This window comes from Arenicella sp. 4NH20-0111, from assembly GCF_040366405.1.
Lineage (GTDB): Bacteria > Pseudomonadota > Gammaproteobacteria > Arenicellales > Arenicellaceae > Arenicella.
The window spans coordinates 125,885-148,878 of the sequence record NZ_BAABWF010000008.1; the positions used below are offsets into that span (position 1 = coordinate 125,885).

The window sequence follows — 22,994 nt, forward strand, 5'->3', positions numbered from 1 at the left end:
ATTGACATTAAGACCCACGGATGGACTTTGGTACCCAAACCAAAATTATACGTTATACGCTTTCATTAAGCGATTTAGGACAGGTTCAGTGCGAAACTGATCCACCCACCGTTCCCCATGACGCAACACCTTCTTCTTCATACTCTCATCGGTAAGGCAAGTGTAAACTAGGTCAGCTAATCCCGCGACATCATCTGGCTCTGCCGTCAACGCTAACTCTCCTCCGACCTCCGGTAGGCTTGCTGCATTGGACGACACAACACACGTACCACAAGCCAGCGCTTCGGCAACAGGCATCCCAAAGCCTTCGTACCAGGACGGAAAGAGTAAGCAGTCAGCCGCACTGTACAGAAGAGGAAGGTCCAGATGACTCTCTATGTAAATAGACTTGGCTTTGTCTGCTATTTTCTCTTGCTGAATGAGCTGATCAAATGAAGGATTGGGCAGGCCGCTTTTGATCAACACGACATTAACATTCTGATTAAGCAACCTCTTAACCACTCGAATACTTGTTTCGAAATTTTTGTAGTGTTCTCGTCCAGAGATCATGACGATTTTAGCTTCCGAGTCTCCGACCAATTGCTTTCTGTATTTTGAAACCGCATGCGGATCTTGGTGGCTAAAGTGTTCACCAATGACGGGAGGCACTATACTAATTTTATCAGCGCAAACCCCGAGTAGATCAATCAGATCTCTCGCAGTACTCTGACTCATCGCTATCACTCGATCGTAATCACGAAGGTATTTGAGTGAATGGAGGTTTAAATGAGGCTTTCGAACTTTTCCCTCACTTGGAATTCTTCCTTGCCAAGTCAAGAACGGGATAAGGTCATGCGCCGAAACCACTTTCAGCCCACGCCCTAAATTACTATGGAGATGCGCATAACCATGATCAATCACATGCTGCACATCTGCGACCTGATCGTGACGTTGCACCTGTCGTGGGTAGGCAAAGTAACGAAGATATCGCATTGCAAAACGTGAATGGTGAACTCTCTCTAAAGGGTGCCGTGGAGTAAAGATAGAACTTTGGCAACCAATTTCATTTAGCCCAGCATTAATTTGACGAGCATAAATATCCATACTCAATCGATAATCTGAGCGAAAACACTCAAACAAATTTATTTTGAATCGGCTCACGCTCTAAAATGGCAAATCGTGCAAAGGCAAATTACTAGCTAAACAATCTTCCTAAAATACTCGATCGTTTTACTAACGCCTTCTTCAAGTTCTATTTGAGGAAACCAATTTAGCTCAGAGTTAGCCAACGAAATATCGGGACGGCGTTGTTTAGGGTCATCACTAGGCAGAGGATTAAAAACCAGCTCAGATTTCGAGCCTGTTTGATCAATAATGACTTCTGCCAATTGTTTTATCGTAAATTCATTGGGGTTTCCAATATTGACTGGTCCAACAAACTCATCAGCCGACCCCATCAAAGAAATCATTCCCTTAACTAGGTCATCAACAAAACAAAAAGAGCGCGTTTGACTACCGTCTCCATAAATCGTAATGGGTTCGCCTTTTAGTGCCTGCACAATAAAGTTTGAAACCACTCTCCCATCTTGCGGGTGCATTCTAGGTCCGTAGGTATTAAAAATACGCATGATTTTAATACGCAATGAATGTTGCCGATGATAATCAAAAAACAATGTTTCAGCACAACGTTTCCCCTCGTCATAACAAGATCTAACACCAATCGGATTTACATTCCCCCAATAATCTTCACGCTGAGGGTGCATCGATGGATCTCCGTACACTTCGCTGGTTGAGGCTTGAAGAATTTTTGCGCCGACACGCTTAGCCAGCCCCAGCATGTTGATAGCACCATGGACGCTCGTTTTAGTGGTCTGCACCGGATCATGTTGATAGTGAATGGGAGATGCAGGGCAGGCCAGATTGTAAATTTCATCCACCTCTACATACAGAGGAAACGTCACATCGTGCCGCATAAGCTCGAAACGAGGATTATCGAGCAAGTGTAAAATATTTGCTTTATTACCGGTAAAATAATTATCAACGCAGAGTACTTCATGCTCGCTTTTTAACAACTGCTCGCACAAATGAGACCCGAGAAATCCGGCTCCACCCGTAACGAGTATTTTTTTGGTTTTAAGCATAATATTTTTTGACCATAAAAAAGTGCGGTTAAACAGAGCCCAAAGGCTCTGTGAGAGACAGAGGAAATGGTATCAGGTTATTTGTGAGACCGCACCCGATGTTCAACTTCAGGAGCCGCTAAGACTAACGCTAACAGCACCATAAAGTAACTTCGAATCGTAAGCATTTGCAAATTGTAATCTACCATCGACTGTATCATCGATGCGACAATGATTATCAATGCGGCGCCCATTGAAGATCTAACCAAACTACTTCTATGGGCCATACTGTGGTGATACGCGTGCTTTAGCAAGGTAAACAACAGTGCTACCCAAACCGTCAACCCGATTAACCCTCGCTCCAGCCATAAGTGCAGATAGTAATTATGTGATTGAGCGTAGACCACCTGGCGAAAATCATCTCCATGCCGATACGACTGAAAGACGGTTGAATAACTCCCTCCTCCGTAACCGAATAACGGGTTATCCCCAATCGCTGCAAGAGTAAACTTCCACTGCTCCCAACGCTCCCCCAAACTAAATCCGTCTTTAACAATACGAGCCAATAGTTCTTGTCCAAAATAAAGCAATAACATAGCCCCAATGATGACAATGACAGAAAGAAACTTAGGCCCTAGAACTTTATCATCGCGCTTAGTCAATGTGATGACCAATACGAACGCAACAATAATAGAAAAACTTGCTGCGCGAGACTCACTACTGATCACAGCAATCATACCGAAAGCGATTGCTACAAAAGCCCATAAATAGAAGCCTGTAAATTGCGCTATCACCATTTCCTTCGCCTTAACTCCCGCGTACTTTGAAAAAAAACGTAGCTGCCATCCAATGCCACCAAACAGGCAAATCACCACAAACCCACCAAAATGATTTCGGTTTACAAACAAACCTCTAGCAGCGCTGAAATGACCGTCGAGCTCTTTAATATCCACCAAAACAAGCCCGGCGGTCTTGCTCACAAGTCCTATAGCTGAATGAACTACACCGACGATCAATATCATAATTAAAAGTATTCGCAATCGCTGCCTGCTATGAACTATCGCTAAGACAGATAGAAACATGCAGAAGAATAGCGATTCACTTAATAACAGCCACTGAGTCCGCGACGGAGTCACGCTCCATACAGCTTCAGGCCGAAACCAAGAAGGCGGAGCAACTTGACTAACCAAAGAGAGCTCACTCAATGCACCATAGAACGCATGGCTGAATGGAAGTGTCATCTGAAAATAGAGCCAAACCAATGAAAAAAGGAGCAATCCAATACAAACTCTAGCGGCCTTTAATGCTCGATAGTTGGCTTTTGCGCCAAGTCCCACAATCAACAAATATATGGAAAACCATAGATAGAATACGCCACTGAACATGAGCCAATCTCTCGTTGCATATCCACCAAAGACAAACGAACAACTAAAGAGAATAACTAAAAATCCGCACCAAAGTAACTTCTCCAAGAGATCTACTAGAGAGCCGGATCTGTACTCTGGCATACTCAACCTCCACGCATTACTCCTAGCGGCCATCAAGACCTCTCGTGGCTTCTAGCTGCTCTAGCCTTACTCTTAGTTGCTTTTCAAGCAGATCATGACTTACTCCAAGATCTCTCGCATTCATGGCATTTGATTCATGCGGTAAGCTTGCAAGTAGCTTTTCACATAGAGAAGGGTTTCCCTCGAATATATTCGTTGGCGAAAGCAAGCATGGTCGCGTAATGTGCAGCCGATAAACATGATTCCAACCACCTAACATGAGCGCGTACTCCATGGCCCAAAGACGCTCATTGATGCTTGCTTGCGTTTCGTGTTGGAGAGAAATCAACTCTAGCCAAAGAGGCAGACTGAATGGCCGAACATTTAGTTTTTCTTGTACAGAGTAGAGCTTTTTTCCTGCCTCTTTTTTGCGTTCCGCCGCAAAAGTCATAAACTCAAGTCTTCGCTCAGATTCTCGAACCGACTCTGAGAGAGCGCTAACCTTCTCGTTGGCACTGCTGTAAAACGGGTTCCATATTAACCTGACAGCCCAGGCATCCTGCTTTGGCGAATCCAAGCGATAAACAGATAAAAATGCACAAGCCAGCTGCATAAAAAAAAGAGTGGCCATGACCCAAACACTGGTTACTAATTTCGCTGAATGTCGCCCCCACAACTCCATATCAATACCTATATTGCCGTTCCTAGCTAGTGATGATTTCTCAAAGATAGCGTCGTCATACTAAGTCCATCGGCAACTTTCATTTGATTTTAGTATTTTCTTCAACGTAAGCATACGCGCCATAGCCATAATAGCCTCCGTAGGCGTAGGGGTTATCCTTTTTAATATTCGCCTGCGTCAATATAAGCCCTGAAACATTTACCTTGCTGTTGGTTAGACGACGTATCGCATCACGTGCCATATGATGAGTTGTTCTATCTGATTGGACAGCCAACATTAAACAATCACACAACTGCCCCAATACCACAGCATCAGACGCTGGCAACACAGGAGCAGTATCTATAATAATGTGCTCGAACTTCTTTTTTAAGGTTTGAAGAATCACCTTAAATCGATCACTCGCTAAGAGCTCCAAAGGGTTAGGTGGAGTGGTGCCAGCCTTGAGTACGTAAAGGTCATTTTCCTCCGCGTCTTGCTTAACACAATCTTTATAATCGACAACTCCCGCAACCAAGTCCACCAAGCCCACAGTTACGCCAGTATCCACGATATTTTTTATTCTCGGTCTTCGCAAATCAGCATCGATCAGTAACGTTGGGCCCAGTTGAGCATAAGAAAGAGCAAGATTTGAGGCTAAGGTGGTTTTGCCCTCGCTTTGTACTGAAGACGTTATAACAATCACTTGAGGAGGGTGATCGACATTAGAGTACATGACACCCGTTCGAATATGGTTTACCGACTCAGAGAATACCGAACGTTTATTATCCAGATAGTGGCGCTCTACGCGATCCACGTTTTTATCCAAAGACTGCATAACGCCAAAAAGTGGCAGTCCCAGCTTATTCTCAACCACTCGCCCATTCTTAAACGTCGAGTCTAATTGTTCTCTAAAGAACGCTAAACCAATCCCCAAAAACAGCCCGCCCATAGCCCAAGCCATTATTATTCTCTGTTTCTGCGGGTAAATAGGACCACCAGGCGGCATAGCACGATCAATAATTCGTGCGCGGGCAACTTGAGTGGCGGACGAAGATAAGTCTGCCTCTCTAAACTTATTCAAAAACGCTTCATAAAGCTCTTTATTACTATCAACCTCACGCTCTAAACGAGCAAGCTCAATTTGCTTTTGCCTATTAGATGAAATAGACCTCGACTTAGAGTCAAGGCGTCGTTTTGCTGCCAGCACTTCGGCTCGTGTCTCAGCAATTTTAGGGTGCAATCCACCGTAACGTTTTTCAAGCTCATCCAATCTAGATCTAGATGCGATGTATTCGGTATTAAGCGCGCGCAATTCAGATGCCGTAATATCTGATCCGCTCGATGAATCTAACATGTCCTCTTCAACCAAAAACGTCTGAAGGTTAGATTGAGCTTGATCAAGAGTTTTCTTCAATTCACTGATTCTTTGCGACAACCATCGTGTGGTTTGTTGAGAGCGATTCAGTTGGGAATCCAAACCTTGATCTATATAAGCCTCAACAAGGGTGTTTGCAACTTCAGCCGCGAATTCCGGGTTTATGGAACGATAGGTAACATTAACAAGGTTTGTTTTTTCACCGCCACTGACGCTCACTCCTGACTGTACCACCGACGTAAGCCACCTCTTTCTGCCCTGTAACTCACTGTCAGAGAGCGCCGATACCGAGTCAAGCTTTTCAAGTGGTTCAGAAAATTTCACACCGACTAATTTTTCAAATTCAAATATCAATGTCTGTGTTAGGCTTGGAGGTACCAGCAAGCTGGTCACAGAATCCCTCTCAGCAAGCGCTAATTTATCAACGACCCTTTCTGCCACTGAACGGCTTTTCAGCAGTTCATATTGGGTTTCATAAAACCGGTAAGCGTACGGATCAAACAACGCTTGGGTACCAGATGATGAGCCACTTGGCTCAACAGCCATTGTTAAACTGGCTTGATAAATCGGGGTTTCAGAGAGTGCTTTCACCACGCCACCAATCGTCGCTAAAACGATCAGCAGGATTATGCTCCATTTGCTTTCCTTAATTACCTGACTAAATACAGCCAGAGTGGTTGCCAACGAATCAGATTCCGGACTGCCCGAAGCAGGACTGGGTGCGGCGCCCACGGAGTTCGAAAACCAATCTCGAACCAGGCGCTCGCCCTGCTCTGTTGGCTCCTCGTTGATCGAATTGAGTTGTGGTTGCTTAGTCAAAACCAGCTCGCCCCCACTCTAATTACGTCACCCGGTTTAACCGGCGTGTACAACTTAACACGCCGTAGTTCTGCAGGTTCGCCATCTTCGCTTAAGGCTTCATATCGAGTAATATCGATTTTCCTCTTCGATGCGCGCAATGTAAACCCACCAGCTAATACCACCGCTTTCTCGACGGTTAGTCCCGGCCTAAATTCATATTCGCCAGAAACTGCTACTTCTCCGTGTAAGTAGATGAACGCAGATTCAGCTTCCTTGAGACGTTTATCTGCGGCGACACTGACCACATCTCCAGAAGAAATCACTTGTAAACTATTAACCGACAGGTCTTGGGCGATGATCTTCCCGTCACGCATTAAACTGATCCCAAGCTCTTTAGCTGAGGGTTTAACTCCACCCGCGAGGGCTATCGCTTTTGCCACCGTAAGTCCTTCGTTATAAGGAAATGACCCAGTTGAAATGACTTCTCCTCTAATAAAGATCGGCCTATAGCTGAATATAGAAACCGACAACTTCGGGTTTTTGACGTACCCCTTTGACAGCAGAACTTCTAGCTCTCTTTCAATATCAGTCGTTGTCTTTCCTACGACTTCGACTGCGCCAATGAGTGGAAACGAAACGCTTCCACTTTGTGGAACACGAACGCCTCGTAAACTTAAGTCTGCTTCACCGAATACTAACAAAGATATGGCATCACCTGGCGCTATCAGGTGAGTACTAGCTTGGCTCAACGTACCTTGCGAATTCGCATCATCCACATTGGCAGATACCTCAGGCTCCTTACTTTGCATGGTCGCCTTAACAGCCGTTCCTACAGAATTCTCTGAAACCGGTGTTTCAGGCGCCTTAACTTCATTACCTGAAGACTTTATATTTGCCACCAGCACGACCAATGAGGCTGGTGCGAAAATTTGCACAAAGCCATCACGTCTTTGAAGCACTCGACTGGTGTGATTACGATAGAGTTGAGTAATACGCAATGATGATCGTGATGGCTGAACCCTGAAATTTAAGACGTCCGTATCCACTTTTATAAAACCAACCCCATTAGCGTCGGTTTGAAATTCAACAAACTCTTCGCTCACCCACCCTTTCACGGTAGGTTTGACAAATTGCACCCGATCAAAACCTTGTTGTTCTTCCAAAGTTATCGAACGAGAGGATGCTGGCACCACACCAAGCAAGGCTTTACTATTAACCCCATAAATTTCAATGGTTTCTGTGGCTGCAATTGACCATTGAGAAGCCAGCAATCCCAGAAAGACAATAACCAATAGAAACCGCAATCGCGCTCCCTGAACTCTTAAGTTCAAGGTGTGAGGCCTATTAAGTGATTCCATCATGATCATTATCACGTCAGTAAATTTAGATTTTCATTTTTAATATAGGCGTTTAACTTTCGGCAAGTGCACCTTAGAGCACAACTTATCAGATTCATGGGCCAGCAAAAAATGACTTATTTCATAAACCCTTAATATATACCACCACTAGAAATGAAAGAGAACTTTCCTTAAAAAATCTAAACGTGCACGTCAATTTCTACGTTTATTAACAATTGGCCCGGGAAGGATTAGCCCAGGCTCAAAGGTAATTAACGTCAAAGTTAATTACCTTGAGTAGATTTAGTTCTCTGAGTATTGTCAAATGAGTACGGCTCAACCTTGTCTTCATTATTAGATCCTAGCAACGATCTTAGATCAGAACGCAACCTAATTCCGTAATAACGATCATCGTACTCGAAGTCTTCAAGAGTAGACTCCCTGTCAATTTCGCCATAAAAAATACTGGCCGCTAACCAATTACGCCAGTTGTAATTTAGCTCCAAACCCCAATCGAAAAACTGATCTTCTCGGCCGGTATTAAAATCGTCGTCAATCGCCTTCGCATAAGCACCAAGGCTTACCTTGGAATTAAAGGCATGACTCCAACCCAACCCAATAAATTCACTTTGATAAAAGTCGGCATTCACTTCACCAGGCTCTTCAACCGTGCGAGAAGCATTTAAGCTAACGGTAGAAAATGGATTGAAGGCATAGTTAACGTTTGCATAATAAATACTGCCTTCAAATTCATCACGGAATGGATCTTCATAATCTTTTGAGGAATATCCAACTCCCAGCGCACCACTGAGCGCGCCCGTAGGTTTCCAACGCAAGCCCACTAAATAATCCGTTTGCCTGCTATCTAGGGTTGTATCGCGACGATCATAATCGATATCAGTTTGTTGCACACGACCAAAAACTGACGTCTTATCAGCAAACTGCCAACTCAAATCTAAGTGAATAGATTCAGTTTCGCGATCACGACTGTCTTCGAAATTCTGATCACTGGACAACCCTTCACTGTCAAAATTAGTACCCGTGTATTCGTACCCGAGTACGCCCTGAAGAATTCCAATTTTCCGCCCAAAGATTAAGTCTGCACCGTAACTAACGTAGTCCACTGTTTCTGGGCCGGAATCAATGCCATTATTTTGAAACGCAAAGAACTCGCGCGCGCCAGAAACTCCTCGTTCTTCATAAGATTCGCCGATCGAACCAAACAATTCTAGATCCCAACGGCGCGTAAGGTCTAAACCCAATTTTGCGTTGAAGGCATTTGCCTGCGCATCTTCTTGCTCTATGTCATCGTGAAACACAAAAGATCCTTGGTAGGCAGCGTAAAACTGATGCCTACCAAAATTGGTTCTGTAACCCAATGCCGGATTGACTGCGATCCTAAGGTCATCTTCATCAAAGTCCGGCCGCCTGCGCACGTTGTCGTGCTTACCGATAACAACCTCAATACTTGGGTAGAAATCGTTCAGCAGGTCTAACGGCTGATATAAACCAGAATCTCTGCGTATTGACGCATCTTGATGAGATCGGAACGTATTTGCAGCAGGGCTCAATCCTTTATCCACAACTTGAGCATACAGTGGCTTAGCCACCGCTACCGCCCCGGTCAGGCCAACCAGAATTAACTTACCCTTGACACTTTTAAACATGTTGCAATTCAACTATTTGAAGTTTTCTATTTTGAAATTTCATCGCGTTGTTGATTTTCTTAATTATGATTCGACAAAACTTCTAATGAGTTTGGTTATTGATCGATACACGGAGGCGACGCACATGGCGTTATCCCGCCACTCGAGCTAGGTGGTGCCGGATTCAACAATGTGCCCGTAACGGAGTTGATCAACCCTCTAGCCCCCTTGATGAATGGCTTAGTCCGATCGCTATCAATATAATAAAAAGAGACAGGCACCTTTGTTACACCTAGAGTTTTCAATGCGGCAAGCAAGTCTGGACGATTGAAAATCATACCTTCACCTAAGATGTTTTCCATGGACAATGAATCATTGTCCCTAGGCGCCACGTATTGAAACTCAGCTTCAGTTCTTGGGTCATCCCAAACGGCGAACTGCACGTGGCTATCAACAACTTTTCGTTTCGCTAGGGCTGTTTGCTCTTCTGACTCGTCTTCACCGCTGCCTCCACTCAAAATCACCACAATGAAGGACGTATTCATTACGGAATAGTCTTCGGCTTCCTCTAAAAGCTTGATCCAAGCTTCGGGTTCAAAATCATCTTCTTCCGGGATGTCAAAAATATCGTAAAACTCTGAAACGTCAGCGTACATATGATACTCACCCAATTGCCATTCAGGCGTCGGTGTAAGCATAAGTCGCTCTTCAGAATACGCTTGCTGAACACCTCGCAACGTCTTTGAATAACCTAGTTGGTCTATTGAACGCTCATTAACTCGATTGAAAATAACAACAACCGGCAGCAACGCTTCAGGGTCTTTTGCTAAAGCGTCTGTAATTCTGTCTTCTCCGTCGATGAGAACGGCTTGATTACCTTCATACAACGAAACAAAAACCGGCCGTTGATCTATATCCACTGTCGATTTGGTCCGGTACCACTTAACTTCTTTTTCTGGGTTCTGCAACTGCTCCAACTCTTGGGCAGACGCCAAAAAGTGATACTGACCTTCAAACCAATCAGGGTAAGGCCTTAGCACCTCTCTTTGCTCGAAAAATCGATCAATCACATCTTGAACCTTATAGGACTCATCATCTTCTCGCTCTAGATCCTCGAGCTCATAGCCTGAATATAAATAACTGGCCTTATCGGATAGGACGGGAATAATACTCACAGCAGAAGCTGCGAGATCTTGAGCTTTATCGGGCTCGTAACTAACCGACGCTTTTAAAACGTCTTCAATATCAACACCCATTGCTACGGCTTGCAAGAAAACAAGCATTGACGGCGTATCCTTACTTAACAGGCGAAGAACTTCCAGTTTGGTCGGAATGCTCGCTTCATTGTACATCAAGTCACCGAACTCGGTGTCATCGTAGTCTGGATCAGCATTACGCCAATCACGCACGAAAGAGTCGGAGTAATTATCGAACTCACTCTCTCCTTCGCCTAAAATCCGATACCCATCCTCATTAAGATAGTTACCATTGTTGACCGGAGCGGCCGAAGCGGCACTTCCTGAGGTTTCCTGAGCGCCCACGCTCGTACCGATAACTACCGTCGATGTAAAGACGATGGCAGATAGTATCCGCAAACACCTGCTAGGAAAAACACTTGAATAGTTGAACAACATATTTTCATCACCGACCAAAATAACGAAATTAAATCTTCAAATTCCTGTATCAACAAAGCACACACGAAGACTCAAAATTCCATTAGTTACCGTGCTGCCCCGTTTACACCGGAACTTATTTTTGACAAATAACGGATAGGCCAGCACTGATTAAGGTGCTCACACATCCAACCCTAAAACAAAAAAGTGAGTCACCACAAACATATTCATTACCCCAGACTTAGCAACGCAAGTACCACAAGGGCTATTTTTATTATTAACGTTGAAATGAGTCTGGTGCCTTTTAAGTGACCCGTAGCACCAGATACTCAACAACTCAAACAGTCAAAGAAAATATCTCGACCTTTACGTTTGAGCCTAACTCAACTTCCCCATCGCTTACGTCGAGGGCAATAATACCAAAAACTAGTAAAAACAACTAGTTCCTAATACTTTTATACTATTTTTGTTTAACTAACAGTAACTACAGCCCATATTTATCAATTAATTACAAACATCAAGCCAAAGTGACCAGTAACTTACCTATTCTGGCTCGATAACCTCGAGACCATTCATATATCCGCGTAACGCCGTTGGCACAACAATCGAACCGTCTTCTTGCTGACAGTTTTCCATTATGGCTAATAACGTTCGCCCAACGGCGAGCCCAGATCCATTAATGGTATGAAGCAACTCCGTTTTTTTACTTTCACCGCGAAATCTAGCCATCAACCTTCGAGCTTGAAAATCCTCAAAATTAGAACACGAAGATATCTCTCGATACGCATTTTGTCCCGGCAACCACACCTCTAGATCAAAGGTTTTAGCGGCGGAAAAACCAAGATCACCACCACATAAAACGACCTTTCGATAGGGTAATTCTAAACCTTGAAGTATGGCCTCGGCATGGCCGGTCAGCTCATCTAAAGCGGCATAAGAATTATCCGGATGGACCACTTGCACCAACTCAACCTTCTCGAATTGATGCTGGCGAATCATCCCCCGCGTGTCTCGCCCATAGGAACCAGCCTCACGTCGAAAACACGGTGTGTGAGCCACCATTTTCAATGGCAAGTCCGCCTCTGAGAGTATGACATCACGCACGATATTAGTGACTGGCACTTCCGCCGTAGGAATTAGGTAATAACCATCCTCAGCTTGAGCCGCGAACAAGTCGTGATCACCAAATTTAGACAACTGACCAGTGGCAGTAAGGCTTTCAGCGTTAGCCAAGTAAGGCACATATGTCTCTTGATAACCATGATTTTCTGTGTGCGTATCAAGCATATACTGTATCAATGCTCTGTTCATCCTAGCAAGCGCTCCGCGCATTACGACAAACCGTGATCCAGTTATTTTGGTTGCCAGCTCAAAATCCAAGCCATTTAACTGTTCACCCAGATCGACATGATCTTGCACTGAAAAATCAAAGACTCTGGGCTCGCCCCATTGTGCAATTTGTATGTTGTCGTCTTCGGTCTTACCCGCAGGGACAGACTCATGAGGAACATTGGGAAGCACAGAAGTGATGTCGTGCAAAGCACCGCGCACCACCTCTAGTTCTTCTTGAGACGTTTTTAACTGCTCAGCAAACCCATTGACTTCGTTCATCAACGCGGCCACATCCCCACCTTGAGCTTTAATCTTTCCAATATCTTTGGACTTAGCCTTGCGCAGAGCCTGCAGCTCTTCGGACTTAACCTGCAAGGATTTTCTCTTGGCTTCTAATTCTTGATAAGAATTGATATCCAGACTAAATCCTTTAATGGTGAGTTTCTGTGCGATAGTCTCTATATCGCTTCTTAACAAATTAGGGTCTAACATGAAGATTTACTTTCTAGTGTGCTCAGTGACCGGCCCAAGAAAAGAGTTCTGAGACCTTCCGAAAAATTCGCATTAGTGTAATGTCTTTAGGCCGCCACTCATAGCCAATATTCAAAAAAAGACCGCTTACAAAGGATAAACGGATACCCCAAATTCAACGACCTTAAGACGGGGCTTTGGCCATCATCACTCCAACAGCGCACACAGAGACACACAACACCAAAGTAAGGCTCATATAAGCAATGGCTTTGAGAACGGCCCCTTGCTCGAACATGCCGACAACCTCTAGAGAAAATGCCGAGAAAGTGGTAAATCCACCAAGAAATCCTGAAACAACGACAAACTTAGCTTCTTCCGACAGCCCCCACTTTTGAGTAAGCGCCCACGCCAGATAACCTATCAAGAAACTACCCAAAACATTTACAAACAATGTTGCGTAGGGAAAGCCCAGCCATCCCTGGGTCATGACAACTCGAGAAACACCAAACCTTAACAATGCCCCCGCACCGCCAGCGAAGGCAACCCACACATAGATCATCTTTATCACTCACTTAATAGGTCAGCGCCTTCGGGCACGTCAAACGCAAACACGCTGGCATCTATCTTTACGTTACTTTGCACATTCAACAAATCCAAACGGGTTGTATTCCCTAAACCATCGTATAACAGAAGGCTCTTTATCACGCCCTGATCGAATCCAATCATTAACTGCTTATACCCGGCGTCGGCATCTTTTGGCTTAAGAGAAATCCAACTAAGCCCATCGGTTACACCGTAGTCGACCACATTGAAATGCTCTTCAATATTCGCGCCACTTTGCACCAGCAGCAGACTCGGAACCTGCCCAAGAGAATCCTTCAATGATCGTTTACTGACTTGCTCCAAGTCTGGATCATAGAAAAACAAGTGTTCTCCGTCTGCGACTATTTGTTGGCCATTCTCAATGCTGTCATCGAGACTATCGTAATCCCACCTAAATTTTCCGGGGCGAGACAAATAAAATGAACCGGAGGTAGTCTCCAGTACCGCGCCAGTTTCATCCTCGACCCGTTGCTCAAAGCCAGCTTTCAAGGTGCTGACTTCTGTAAAGAATTCACTCAAGAACACCTCAGATGCCACACCTGCCTTGTTACCAAACAACAACACACACAACACGAATATTTTAAATATCATCAAAACCTACATATCTTCGGGTGGGGGTGGAGCCAAAACTTGCCTCCGCCCATTTTCTTCAGCAGCGGTAATCACACCGGTCATCTCCATCGTCTCGATCATTCTAGCTGCTCGATTATAACCAACCCTAAGTTGGCGCTGGACCGATGATATTGACGCCTTTCTCGTGCGAGTCACAAACTCCACAGCCTGATCATAAAGTGGGTCGTTTTCAGGATCATCATTTACCGCTTCGTCTCTAAATGCACTTGGCAACGCATCGTTAACTTCTTTTGGTGCACTGAGAATACTTTCATCATACTGCGGTGAGCCTTCACTTTTCAGCGATTCGACGACACCATGAACCTCTGCATCACTTACGAAACTCCCATGAACACGCTCCGGCAAGCTTGACCCCGGCGGCACGTACAACATATCTCCGTGCCCCAAAAGCATTTCAGCACCCATTTGGTCAATTACTGTTCTTGAATCAACTTTTGACGACACTTGAAATGCGATACGGGTAGGAATGTTCGCTTTGAGCAATCCAGTAATAACGTCTACAGAGGGTCGCTGTGTGGCCAACACCAAATGTACGCCTGAAGCTCGCCCCTTTTGCGCTAAACGTGTAATCAACTCTTCAACCTTTTTGCCAACGGTCATCATCAAATCAGCGAGCTCATCGATAACCACAACCAAACAGGGCAGCTCTTGCAGTGGTTCAGCAACCTGGCCCTCTCGCACCATAGGGTCCATAATTGGGTCACCCGACTCCTCTGCTTGCTTCACTTTTCGGTTATAGCCAGCAAGGTTCCGTACGCCCAACTCAGACATTAGTTTATAACGCCGCTCCATCTCAACGATACTCCATCTAAGTGCATTAGCCGCTTCATTCATATCCGTGACTACCGGACACATTAGATGGGGAATTCCTTCGTAAACTGAAAGCTCGAGCATCTTTGGGTCGACCATGATTAATCGAACTTCTTGCGCAGTAGCCTTATAAAGCAAGCTCAAGATTATGGCATTGATACACACCGATTTTCCCGAACCTGTCGTACCCGCAATGAGCACATGAGGCATTTTAGCAAGGTCGGCGATCACAGTTTTACCGCTAATATCTTTTCCAAGCACCAAGGCCAAAGGAGAACTCATGTTCTCAAACTGCCTGGATGACAACCCTTCTACCAATCGTACAATTTCCCGCGACTCATTTGGAATTTCAATCCCCACATAAGGCTTACCAGGTATGTTCTCAACAACTCGGACACTGACGGTTGAAAGAGCTCTAGCCAAGTCCTTAGACAGGCCAGTAATTGTTGCCGCCTTGATCCCTGCGGCCGGGTCAACTTCAAACCTCGTAATTACTGGTCCTTGATGCACACTAACCACCTCAACAGACACATTGAAGTCAGCAAGCTTCTTAACCAGCAACACGGATAACGCGTTCAACTCATCATCGGAATAACCAAACGATTGTGGCTCAGGAACATCCAACAGTGACAACGCAGGCAAAGAGTTGTTATCGCTGTGCATTGAGTCAAACATGCTGGTCTGTTTTTCCCGCTCCATTCGACCACTATCTTCTACCTTGGCCGCTTCTGCAGGAGGTATCCTAGGCTTTATCGTCGGCGCGACTTTCACTTTCTCTTTCAGCTCGGTAACGACTTCTTGCCGAACGATCCGGGCTTTTTCGCCAATCTCCCTGTCTTCTTTCTGTTCTCTTCGCTCTTTAAACTTGTCAATACTGATGAATATTCTCTCGCCAATAGCATCCATCAACCAAAACCAGGACAAACCGGTAAACACGGTAACACCTGTTAGAAACAGAACAACCATCAGCAAGGTGGAACCAACGTATCCGAAGAGGCTAACTAGAGAGCCGTTTAACCAATCCCCTAAAATGCCACCGGCGACAAAAGGCTCACCAATGGCCCAATGATTAAAATGGAGATTCTCTAGCCCACAGCCCCCCATCACGGTGATCAAAAAGCCCACACCAACAAGCACTCTATTAATGTAAGAAGGTTCAGCCGTACTATGGCGATTGCGAAAGAAATTGACGCCTAGCACCAAAATCATTATAGGAACCAAGTAGGAAACGTAGCCAAAACCGTGCAAAAGCATGTCTGAAAAGTTGGCACCAAACTGCCCGCCCAGATTCTCTATAGTGCCCTCGTCTCCACCGCTGTGTGACCAACCCGGATCCGACGAGTCGTAGGTCAGCAACGACAACAGCGCATAGATTGCCAAGAACACGCTGAACACCACCACAATTTCCGAACCCAACTCCTTTACACGCGGCGACATTACCCCTGTGTCTGATTCCTTTATTTCTTTTTTCTTTGCCTGTGGCATTGCGTTAAGCCTAATTTATTCAAACCCCTATCAATAGTGTATTTTAGCCTGATTAGGCAATAAACACACCTGCCAAACTTTTAATGATTCAACTTAAAACTTCTTACATTTTTTAACTCAAGTTAATCCGCAGGATACCTTGAAATAATAAAAATGCCCGCTATCAAAAAGAGCTGTAATTATTTAGAATTTCACGATACTAACACCAGCAGGGTAAATTGTTTATCCTAGCCTCATTGGAGAGCATCAATATGTCTGACCCCAAACACTGCAAGGTTCTAATCTTAGGCTCTGGCCCCGCAGGATATAGTGCCGCAGTCTATGCAGCCCGAGCTAACTTAAATCCAGTTCTGATCACCGGCCTCCAACAAGGCGGCCAGCTAACAACCACAACTGAAGTCGACAACTGGCCGGGGGATGATCAAGGTGTGGATGGAAATGAACTCATGGCAAGAATGCTCAGACACGCTGAGCGCTTTGAAACCGAAATAGTATTTGATCATATTCATACGGTCGAATTAACTCAAAAGCCATTGACGCTTACCGGCGACGCAGGAACTTACACATGTGACGCCCTGATCATTGCTACGGGCGCGTCCGCCAAATACCTCGGGCTTCCTTCTGAAGAGGCCTTCATGGGCAAGGGTGTCTCGGCCTGCGCTACGTGTGATGGTTTTTTCTATCGCGGCAAACCTGTCGTGGTCGTAGGCGGCGGCAACACAGCTGTAGAAGAAGCATTATACCTATCAAACATCGCTTCTGAGGTCACCGTCATACACAGACGCGACGAGTTTCGAGCCGAAGCTATTTTAGTCGACCACATCATGGACAAGGCTGAAAACGGCAATATTAACGTCGAGTGGAATCACACTCTAGATGAAGTTCTTGGAGACGACAGCGGAGTTACGGGTGTGCGCATCAAGTCCACCGAAAGCGAGGCTACTAAGGACATTAACGTAGACGGCGCATTCATTGCTATTGGGCATAGCCCTAACACCAGTATTTTTGATGGGCAACTTAACATGAAAGGTGGCTACATAGAGGTTAATAGCGGCTCAGAAGGCAACGCTACGGCAACGAGCATACCGGGCGTATTCGCTTGCGGAGACGTAATGGACCATATTTATCGTCAGGCCATCACTTCTGCTGGTTCAGGCTGCATGGCCGCGTTAGACGCGGATCGCTACCTCAAAAATCAAACGTAACTGAACACCGCTCATACAGCACGCACTCAAACACCAGAAATGCCCGACGACAAAGACAGCATGGATAGATTGTTAGGCATGGGTGTTAAACCAATAGCCCAAGATAAGGTCACGCCATATCGTAAGGCTATTAAGCCAATCCCCAGGCAAAGACTGTTGGATGACCAACGAGTCATGGACGAGCTACTTGAGTATTCGGATGAAGCCGTTAGCTTCGAAAGCGGCGACGAATTAAAATTTCTTCGAAGCGGCCATTCGTCTCGAATACTTAAGAAGCTACGCCGGGGAGATTTCGCGATCCAAGATGAGCTTGATTTGCATGGCTACACGGCAAGTGAAGCCAAAATTGAGACACACGGGTTTATAAATGAGTGCGCACGCGATCAAGTAAGAGGCGTGAGAATAGTTCATGGAAAAGGACGAAATTCTGCCGGAAGAACCCCGGTGATCAAACGCATGCTTCTAGGTTGGTTAAGTAAAAACCAACATGTTATCGCCGTGGTATCAACACCAAACAATGATGGCGGCACAGGGGCCGTCTACGTGCTCCTTAACAAGCAATAAGAATGCCGCTTCTTGCGATTACCCTATTAAAACCGCCAATTAAAAAGGCCCTGATACGAATTAACTGTATCTGGGCCTTAGTTTAAATCGACTAACCACCAACAGCCAGCTTCTGAACAACAGGCTCGTTGGGGTAAGATTTACCCAAAAACAACTAGGGTAAATACGCAGCCTGAGTCGCTTACAAGATATAAACAAAAATAAACAAGCCAACCCACACTACGTCAACAAAATGCCAATACCAAGCACCAGCCTCAAACGCAAAGTGTTTTTCGCCAGAAAAATGTCCTTTCAACATACGCAGCAACACGATGAATAGTATAAATGCCCCTAAAGTAACGTGGAATCCATGAAATCCAGTCAGTAAAAAGAACGTAGAACCATAAACACCGGTACCCATTGTAAGACCGAGAACTTGATAAGCTTCTATGTATTCTTCAGCTTGCAGAAACAAAAACCACACACCCAATGCAACCGTGATAGCCAACCAAACGATAGCCTGAACTCGATTATTAACGCGCAGCGCATGATGCGAAATTGTAAGTGTGATACTCGATGTCAAAAGTAACAACGTGTTATATAAAGGAAGATGAAGCGGATCAACTAGACCGTACTTAGTACCCTCCATAACAGCCGTGGCATCCGGGAGCGCTCCAGTTACTAGCTCAGCACCTATCGGCCCCGAAGACGGCCAAGTAGCTTCAAACCCAGGCCACAGCAATTCAGTTTCAGCCAACCAAGGAATTGATAGATTACGTATGTAATAGAGTGCGCCAAAAAAGGCAGCAAAAAACATAACTTCCGAAAAAATAAACCAAGACATCCCCATGCGGAAAGACTTATCTACATCCATATTATATTCAGGGCTTTCCTTTACCACGCTGCTAAACCATTTAAACAGCAACACCCCCATAACCAAAAAACCGACCATCATCATGTTCGGCCCCATGGCCACGCCATTTAAATAGCTAGCGCCACCCATCGCGATTAAGAACAAAGCGATTGAGCAGGCAAAGGGATATACGCTCGCGTCGGGTACGAAATAATGATCTTGTGAATGTGAAGCCATATTGGTTTCCTCTGTATTAATTAGCCAAAGCTTCTATGAACTTCAGCTCAAATTGTAATTCTATTTTGTAGTCTAAATTATTGCCCAGCGTACTTCGCATTATCGAAGAATGTATAGGACAAAGTGAGCTCATGCACATCGTCAGGCAACTCAGCATCTAACATGTAACGTACGGCCATCTCTTTCTCTTCACCCGGCTGCAATATCTGCTTGGTAAAACAAAAACACTCTGTCTTCTTAAAATGAAAACCTGCACGCGGCGGAGTGACGTTAAATGTTGCCATGCCAGTGATCGCCTGCTTTGAAGTGTTCTTTACGTAAAAGACGGCTTCTTGTATTTCACCCACCTTAATATCCGCGCCCTTAGTGATCGGCTTGAACACCCAAGGTAAGGATGAGTGAGCGTGGGACGTAAAACTCACGGAAACATCTCGGTCCACTAAGGTTGCTGCTTGTGCCGCAGCTTCCTCAATAACATCGGTCTTACCACCAAAGCCAGTAACTCGACAAAACGCCTCATACAGAGGCACCAACGCATAGCCAAAGCCAAACATAACCGCGGCAATGATCACCAGTTTTATAACCACGCTATTTCGTTGATTACTTGAATTTTGTAAAGTTTCAGCCATCAAAAAAAACTCATGCGTTAAATCAACGTCGAATAAAAAAGGCAGCAACAAACAAAAGCAATGGCACAATTGCGATCACTAACGCCAACCTTGCATTGCTCTTTTTCTGCTCGTCGTTTTGTCTGTTTCTATTCATTATCTGTGTTTGCCCCTCTACTAGAAAGGGGCGACAAGTCACCAACCTATACGATCTGAACTGAATCTCTTACTTAACAGTAGGGGGCGTATCAAAGGTATGAAAAGGTGCCGGACTTGGCACTGTCCACTCTAGCCCTTCAGGATTATCCCAAACTTCAGCTGTCGCTTTCTTACCACCTCTAACCGTGACGATAATAATATAAATGAACAGCAATTGAGACAGACCTAAACAGAAAGCACCGATAGAAGACCATTGATTGAACTCAGTGAATATCGGATTGTAATCTGCATAACGCCTAGGCATTCCCGCTAGCCCTAAGAAATGCTGAGGGAAGAATGTGACGTTAAACGATATGGCAGTTAACCAAAAATGGATTTTACCTAACTTTTCGTTGTACATATGCCCTGTCCACTTAGGCAACCAAAAATAGGCTCCCCCCATCATCGCCATAACAGCGCCTGAAAACAATACGTAGTGAAAATGAGCAACAACAAAATAAGTGTCGTGGTATTGAAAGTCAGCCGGTGTGATGGCCAACATCAAACCTGAAAGACCGCCCAGCGTAAACAAGAACACCACGCCAATAGAAAACAACATGGGTGTCTCAAAACTCATGGAGCCGCGCCACATCGTAGTGACCCAATTGAAAACTTTCACGCCTGTGGGGACCGAAATCAACATGGTGGCATACATGAAAAATAGCTCACCTTGCAAGGGCATACCCACGGTAAACATATGATGAGCCCAAACGATGAAAGACAAAAAGGCGATCGCAGCCGTAGCGAAGACCATTGAGCTGTAACCAAAAAGAGGCTTTCTAGCAAAGGTTGGGATGATATGAGAAATGATGCCGAATGCAGGCAAAATCATAATGTACACTTCTGGGTGGCCAAAGAACCAAAAGATGTGCTGATACAACACCGGGTCGCCACCGCCAGCTGGGTTGAAGAAAGCCGTTTCAAAATGTCGGTCCGTCAACAACATAGTGACCGCACCAGCAAAAACTGGCATAACAGCGATCAAAAGAAACGCCGTGATTAACCATGTCCATACGAACATGGGCATCTTCATCAATGTCATACCAGGAGCACGCATATTCAAGACGGTAACGATCACATTAATCGCCCCCATGATCGATGATATGCCCATCATATGAATGGCTACAATCGCCATATCAACACTCATGCCACCTTGAATCGTCAAAGGCGCATACAAAGTCCATCCTGAAGCCGGAGCACCACCTGGCACAAAAAAACTTATGATCAAAATACTGAACGCGAAAGGCAATATCCAAAATGACCAGTTATTCATGCGCGGCAGTGCCATATCTGGCGCACCTACCATCAATGGCAACATCCAGTTTGCAAACCCAACAAAGCCCGGCATAACAGCGCCAAACACCATAACCAAAGCGTGAACTGTCGTCATTTGGTTAAAGAAATGAGGATCCACAAACTGCAATCCCGGCTGAAATAACTCCGCGCGGATAACCAGCGCAAAAGCACCGCCTAGCATAAGCATGGCGAGTGAAAAAACTAAATAAAGCGTGCCAATGTCTTTGTGATTGGTAGACATAAACCAACGTTTGAAGCCAGTTGGCATATGATCGTGATCATCATGGTGATCGTGAGCAGTTGCTGCATGTGACATGATATTTCTCCTACTCTCTCTATCGATTCTCAGCAATATCGGCAGCTTGCACCGAATCACCAACACTGTTACCTAAGGCGTTGCGCTGATAGGTCAGCACAGCGGCGATCTCTTCATCATCTAACTGGCGCCCAAAGGCCGCCATTGCCGTGCCGGGCTTTCCATTCATAACAATATCCAGGTGCGCGTCGAGGGGACCTACCACCAGCGCACTCGCTGTAATTGCTGGAAAAACACCGGGCAATCCAGCACCATCCGCCATATGACAAGCAGCGCACTGAGAATTATAAACACTCTCGCCCTTGGTGAGTAACTCATCCATGGACAGAGTCGCGCCTTCATCAGCGGCTTCAGCCGCGGGCACAACCGCTTCAATCACAGACTCAGCGAAACTGGATTCTTTTTCTTCAGAGCTATCAACGCTTGGCGTCTCGGCCACTTGCTCAACAGCCTTTCCGTCTAATTTAGCGAAACCTTTGGCATTGAATTCTCCGCCAGCCGCAACCCATTTATCAAAGTCATCGGCAGACAGCACTTCAACCACAATTGGCATATAAGCATGATCTTTACCACACAACTCGGCGCAATTTCCTCGATAGACTCCGGTTTTGTCCTCGTCAACATTAAACCAGAGTTCATTGATGTAGCCGGGAATCGCGTCTTTTTTGGTTCCAAACGCAGGAATCCACCAAGCATGAATTACGTCATTAGCAGTAATCAATGCACGAACCTTTCTGCCTGCTGGCACGATGAGCGCCTTGTCAGTCTCGAGCAGGTAATTTTCATTAATTTCGGTGGCAGTTTCTTTATTAAACTGGTCAATTTCAGTGCGAGGGGTGGATAGCGTACTGTAAAAGCTGATATCGCTCCCATCCATATATTCATAGCCCCATTTCCACTGATAACCCGTAATCTTAATCGTAAGGTCAGACTTGGTGGTATCTTCCATTTTGATCAGCACACGCGTCGCAGGTACGGCCATGCCCACCAAAATCAAAAATGGAATGATCGTCCAGATGATTTCCACGGAAGTGCTATGACTAAACGTCGACGGAGTAAAGTTTTTACTCTTTCTGTGTTTGAAGATCGAGTAGAACATCACGCCGAATACGCCCACGAAAATAGCAACGCAGATCCAAAAAATCAGCATATGCAAATCGTAGATCTCGCGAGCAACACCTGTCACAGGATCTTGGAAGTTCAAGCGATAATCCGCTTGAGCTAAGCCACTAAATAGCATGGTGACTATCGTGGCGCTGACTGCTACCAAACGAGCAGAAAGCTTACCGTGTTGAGAAAACAACATAATTAGAGGCACTCCAATTAAAATATTTATTCGTGACGATCAAAAAACAGCTATAAAACAACAACTTAAGAAAATAAGC

Annotated in this window: 18 protein-coding genes; 2 read left to right on the top strand and 16 right to left on the bottom strand. The window is 45.2% G+C overall.

Features of this window, described 5'->3' with window-relative positions; all coding sequences use genetic code 11:
• Positions 1–45 precede the first annotated feature (45 nt).
• The 12 genes from ABWW54_RS15850 to ABWW54_RS15905 all read right to left on the bottom strand — a co-directional run bounded on the left by ABWW54_RS15850 (position 46) and on the right by ABWW54_RS15905 (position 16,353).
• Entirely contained in the window at positions 46–1,083 is a 1,038-nt protein-coding gene (locus tag ABWW54_RS15850) for a glycosyltransferase family 4 protein (RefSeq protein ID WP_353413650.1), read from the bottom strand.
• Between the two features lie 95 nt (positions 1,084–1,178).
• Complete coding sequence (locus ABWW54_RS15855; protein ID WP_353413651.1) at positions 1,179–2,120, bottom strand: UDP-glucuronic acid decarboxylase family protein; 942 nt, start codon at positions 2,118–2,120, stop codon at positions 1,179–1,181.
• A gap of 77 nt (positions 2,121–2,197) precedes the next feature.
• A complete protein-coding gene (locus ABWW54_RS15860) occupies positions 2,198–3,607 on the bottom strand; it encodes an O-antigen ligase family protein (RefSeq protein WP_353413653.1) in 1,410 nt (469 codons plus the stop codon).
• Between the two features lie 22 nt (positions 3,608–3,629).
• Positions 3,630–4,217 (bottom strand): hypothetical protein, encoded by a 588-nt coding sequence (locus ABWW54_RS15865; protein ID WP_353413654.1) that lies wholly within the window; start codon positions 4,215–4,217, stop codon positions 3,630–3,632.
• 130 nt (positions 4,218–4,347) lie between these two features.
• Positions 4,348–6,441: a GumC family protein gene (locus ABWW54_RS15870; RefSeq protein WP_353413655.1), complete on the bottom strand. Its 2,094-nt coding sequence runs from the start codon at positions 6,439–6,441 to the stop codon at positions 4,348–4,350.
• On the bottom strand, positions 6,438–7,784 hold the full coding sequence (locus ABWW54_RS15875; protein WP_353413656.1) for a polysaccharide biosynthesis/export family protein: 1,347 nt from the start codon (positions 7,782–7,784) through the stop codon (positions 6,438–6,440). Before ABWW54_RS15875 ends, ABWW54_RS15870 begins: the two co-directional genes overlap by 4 nt.
• Before the next feature lie 260 nt (positions 7,785–8,044).
• Positions 8,045–9,427, bottom strand: coding sequence for an outer membrane beta-barrel protein (locus ABWW54_RS15880; protein ID WP_353413657.1), 1,383 nt, complete (start codon positions 9,425–9,427; stop codon positions 8,045–8,047).
• A 95-nt stretch (positions 9,428–9,522) separates the two neighbouring features.
• Positions 9,523–11,040 (bottom strand): hypothetical protein, encoded by a 1,518-nt coding sequence (locus ABWW54_RS15885; RefSeq protein WP_353413659.1) that lies wholly within the window; start codon positions 11,038–11,040, stop codon positions 9,523–9,525.
• A 522-nt stretch (positions 11,041–11,562) separates the two neighbouring features.
• The gene (gene serS, locus ABWW54_RS15890; protein ID WP_353413660.1) at positions 11,563–12,843 is read right to left on the bottom strand and encodes a serine--tRNA ligase; all 1,281 of its coding nucleotides are present in this window, start codon (positions 12,841–12,843) and stop codon (positions 11,563–11,565) included.
• Positions 12,844–13,006: 163 nt separating this feature from the next.
• Positions 13,007–13,381 (bottom strand): fluoride efflux transporter CrcB, encoded by a 375-nt coding sequence (crcB, locus tag ABWW54_RS15895; RefSeq protein WP_353413661.1) that lies wholly within the window; start codon positions 13,379–13,381, stop codon positions 13,007–13,009.
• A 5-nt stretch (positions 13,382–13,386) separates the two neighbouring features.
• Entirely contained in the window at positions 13,387–14,016 is a 630-nt protein-coding gene (gene lolA / locus ABWW54_RS15900; protein WP_353413662.1) for an outer membrane lipoprotein periplasmic chaperone LolA, read from the bottom strand.
• A 6-nt stretch (positions 14,017–14,022) separates the two neighbouring features.
• On the bottom strand, positions 14,023–16,353 hold the full coding sequence (locus ABWW54_RS15905) for a DNA translocase FtsK (RefSeq protein WP_353413664.1): 2,331 nt from the start codon (positions 16,351–16,353) through the stop codon (positions 14,023–14,025).
• 251 nt (positions 16,354–16,604) lie between these two features.
• On the opposite strand from ABWW54_RS15905, the gene trxB reads away from it, so the two are divergent.
• A complete protein-coding gene (gene trxB / locus ABWW54_RS15910; protein WP_353413665.1) occupies positions 16,605–17,558 on the top strand; it encodes a thioredoxin-disulfide reductase in 954 nt (317 codons plus the stop codon).
• Between the two features lie 39 nt (positions 17,559–17,597).
• The gene (locus ABWW54_RS15915) at positions 17,598–18,122 is read left to right on the top strand and encodes a Smr/MutS family protein (RefSeq protein ID WP_353413666.1); all 525 of its coding nucleotides are present in this window, start codon (positions 17,598–17,600) and stop codon (positions 18,120–18,122) included.
• Between the two features lie 181 nt (positions 18,123–18,303).
• Here ABWW54_RS15915 and ABWW54_RS15920 read toward each other — a convergent pair whose 3' ends face one another.
• The 4 genes from ABWW54_RS15920 to coxB all read right to left on the bottom strand — a co-directional run bounded on the left by ABWW54_RS15920 (position 18,304) and on the right by coxB (position 22,915).
• Positions 18,304–19,191: a cytochrome c oxidase subunit 3 gene (locus tag ABWW54_RS15920; RefSeq protein WP_353413668.1), complete on the bottom strand. Its 888-nt coding sequence runs from the start codon at positions 19,189–19,191 to the stop codon at positions 18,304–18,306.
• Between the two features lie 77 nt (positions 19,192–19,268).
• Complete coding sequence (locus tag ABWW54_RS15925) at positions 19,269–19,820, bottom strand: cytochrome c oxidase assembly protein (RefSeq protein ID WP_353413669.1); 552 nt, start codon at positions 19,818–19,820, stop codon at positions 19,269–19,271.
• A gap of 205 nt (positions 19,821–20,025) precedes the next feature.
• Positions 20,026–21,609, bottom strand: coding sequence for a cytochrome c oxidase subunit I (gene ctaD, locus ABWW54_RS15930; RefSeq protein WP_353413671.1), 1,584 nt, complete (start codon positions 21,607–21,609; stop codon positions 20,026–20,028).
• Positions 21,610–21,628: 19 nt separating this feature from the next.
• Entirely contained in the window at positions 21,629–22,915 is a 1,287-nt protein-coding gene (coxB, locus tag ABWW54_RS15935; RefSeq protein ID WP_502907822.1) for a cytochrome c oxidase subunit II, read from the bottom strand.
• Between the last annotated feature and the right edge of the window lie 79 nt (positions 22,916–22,994).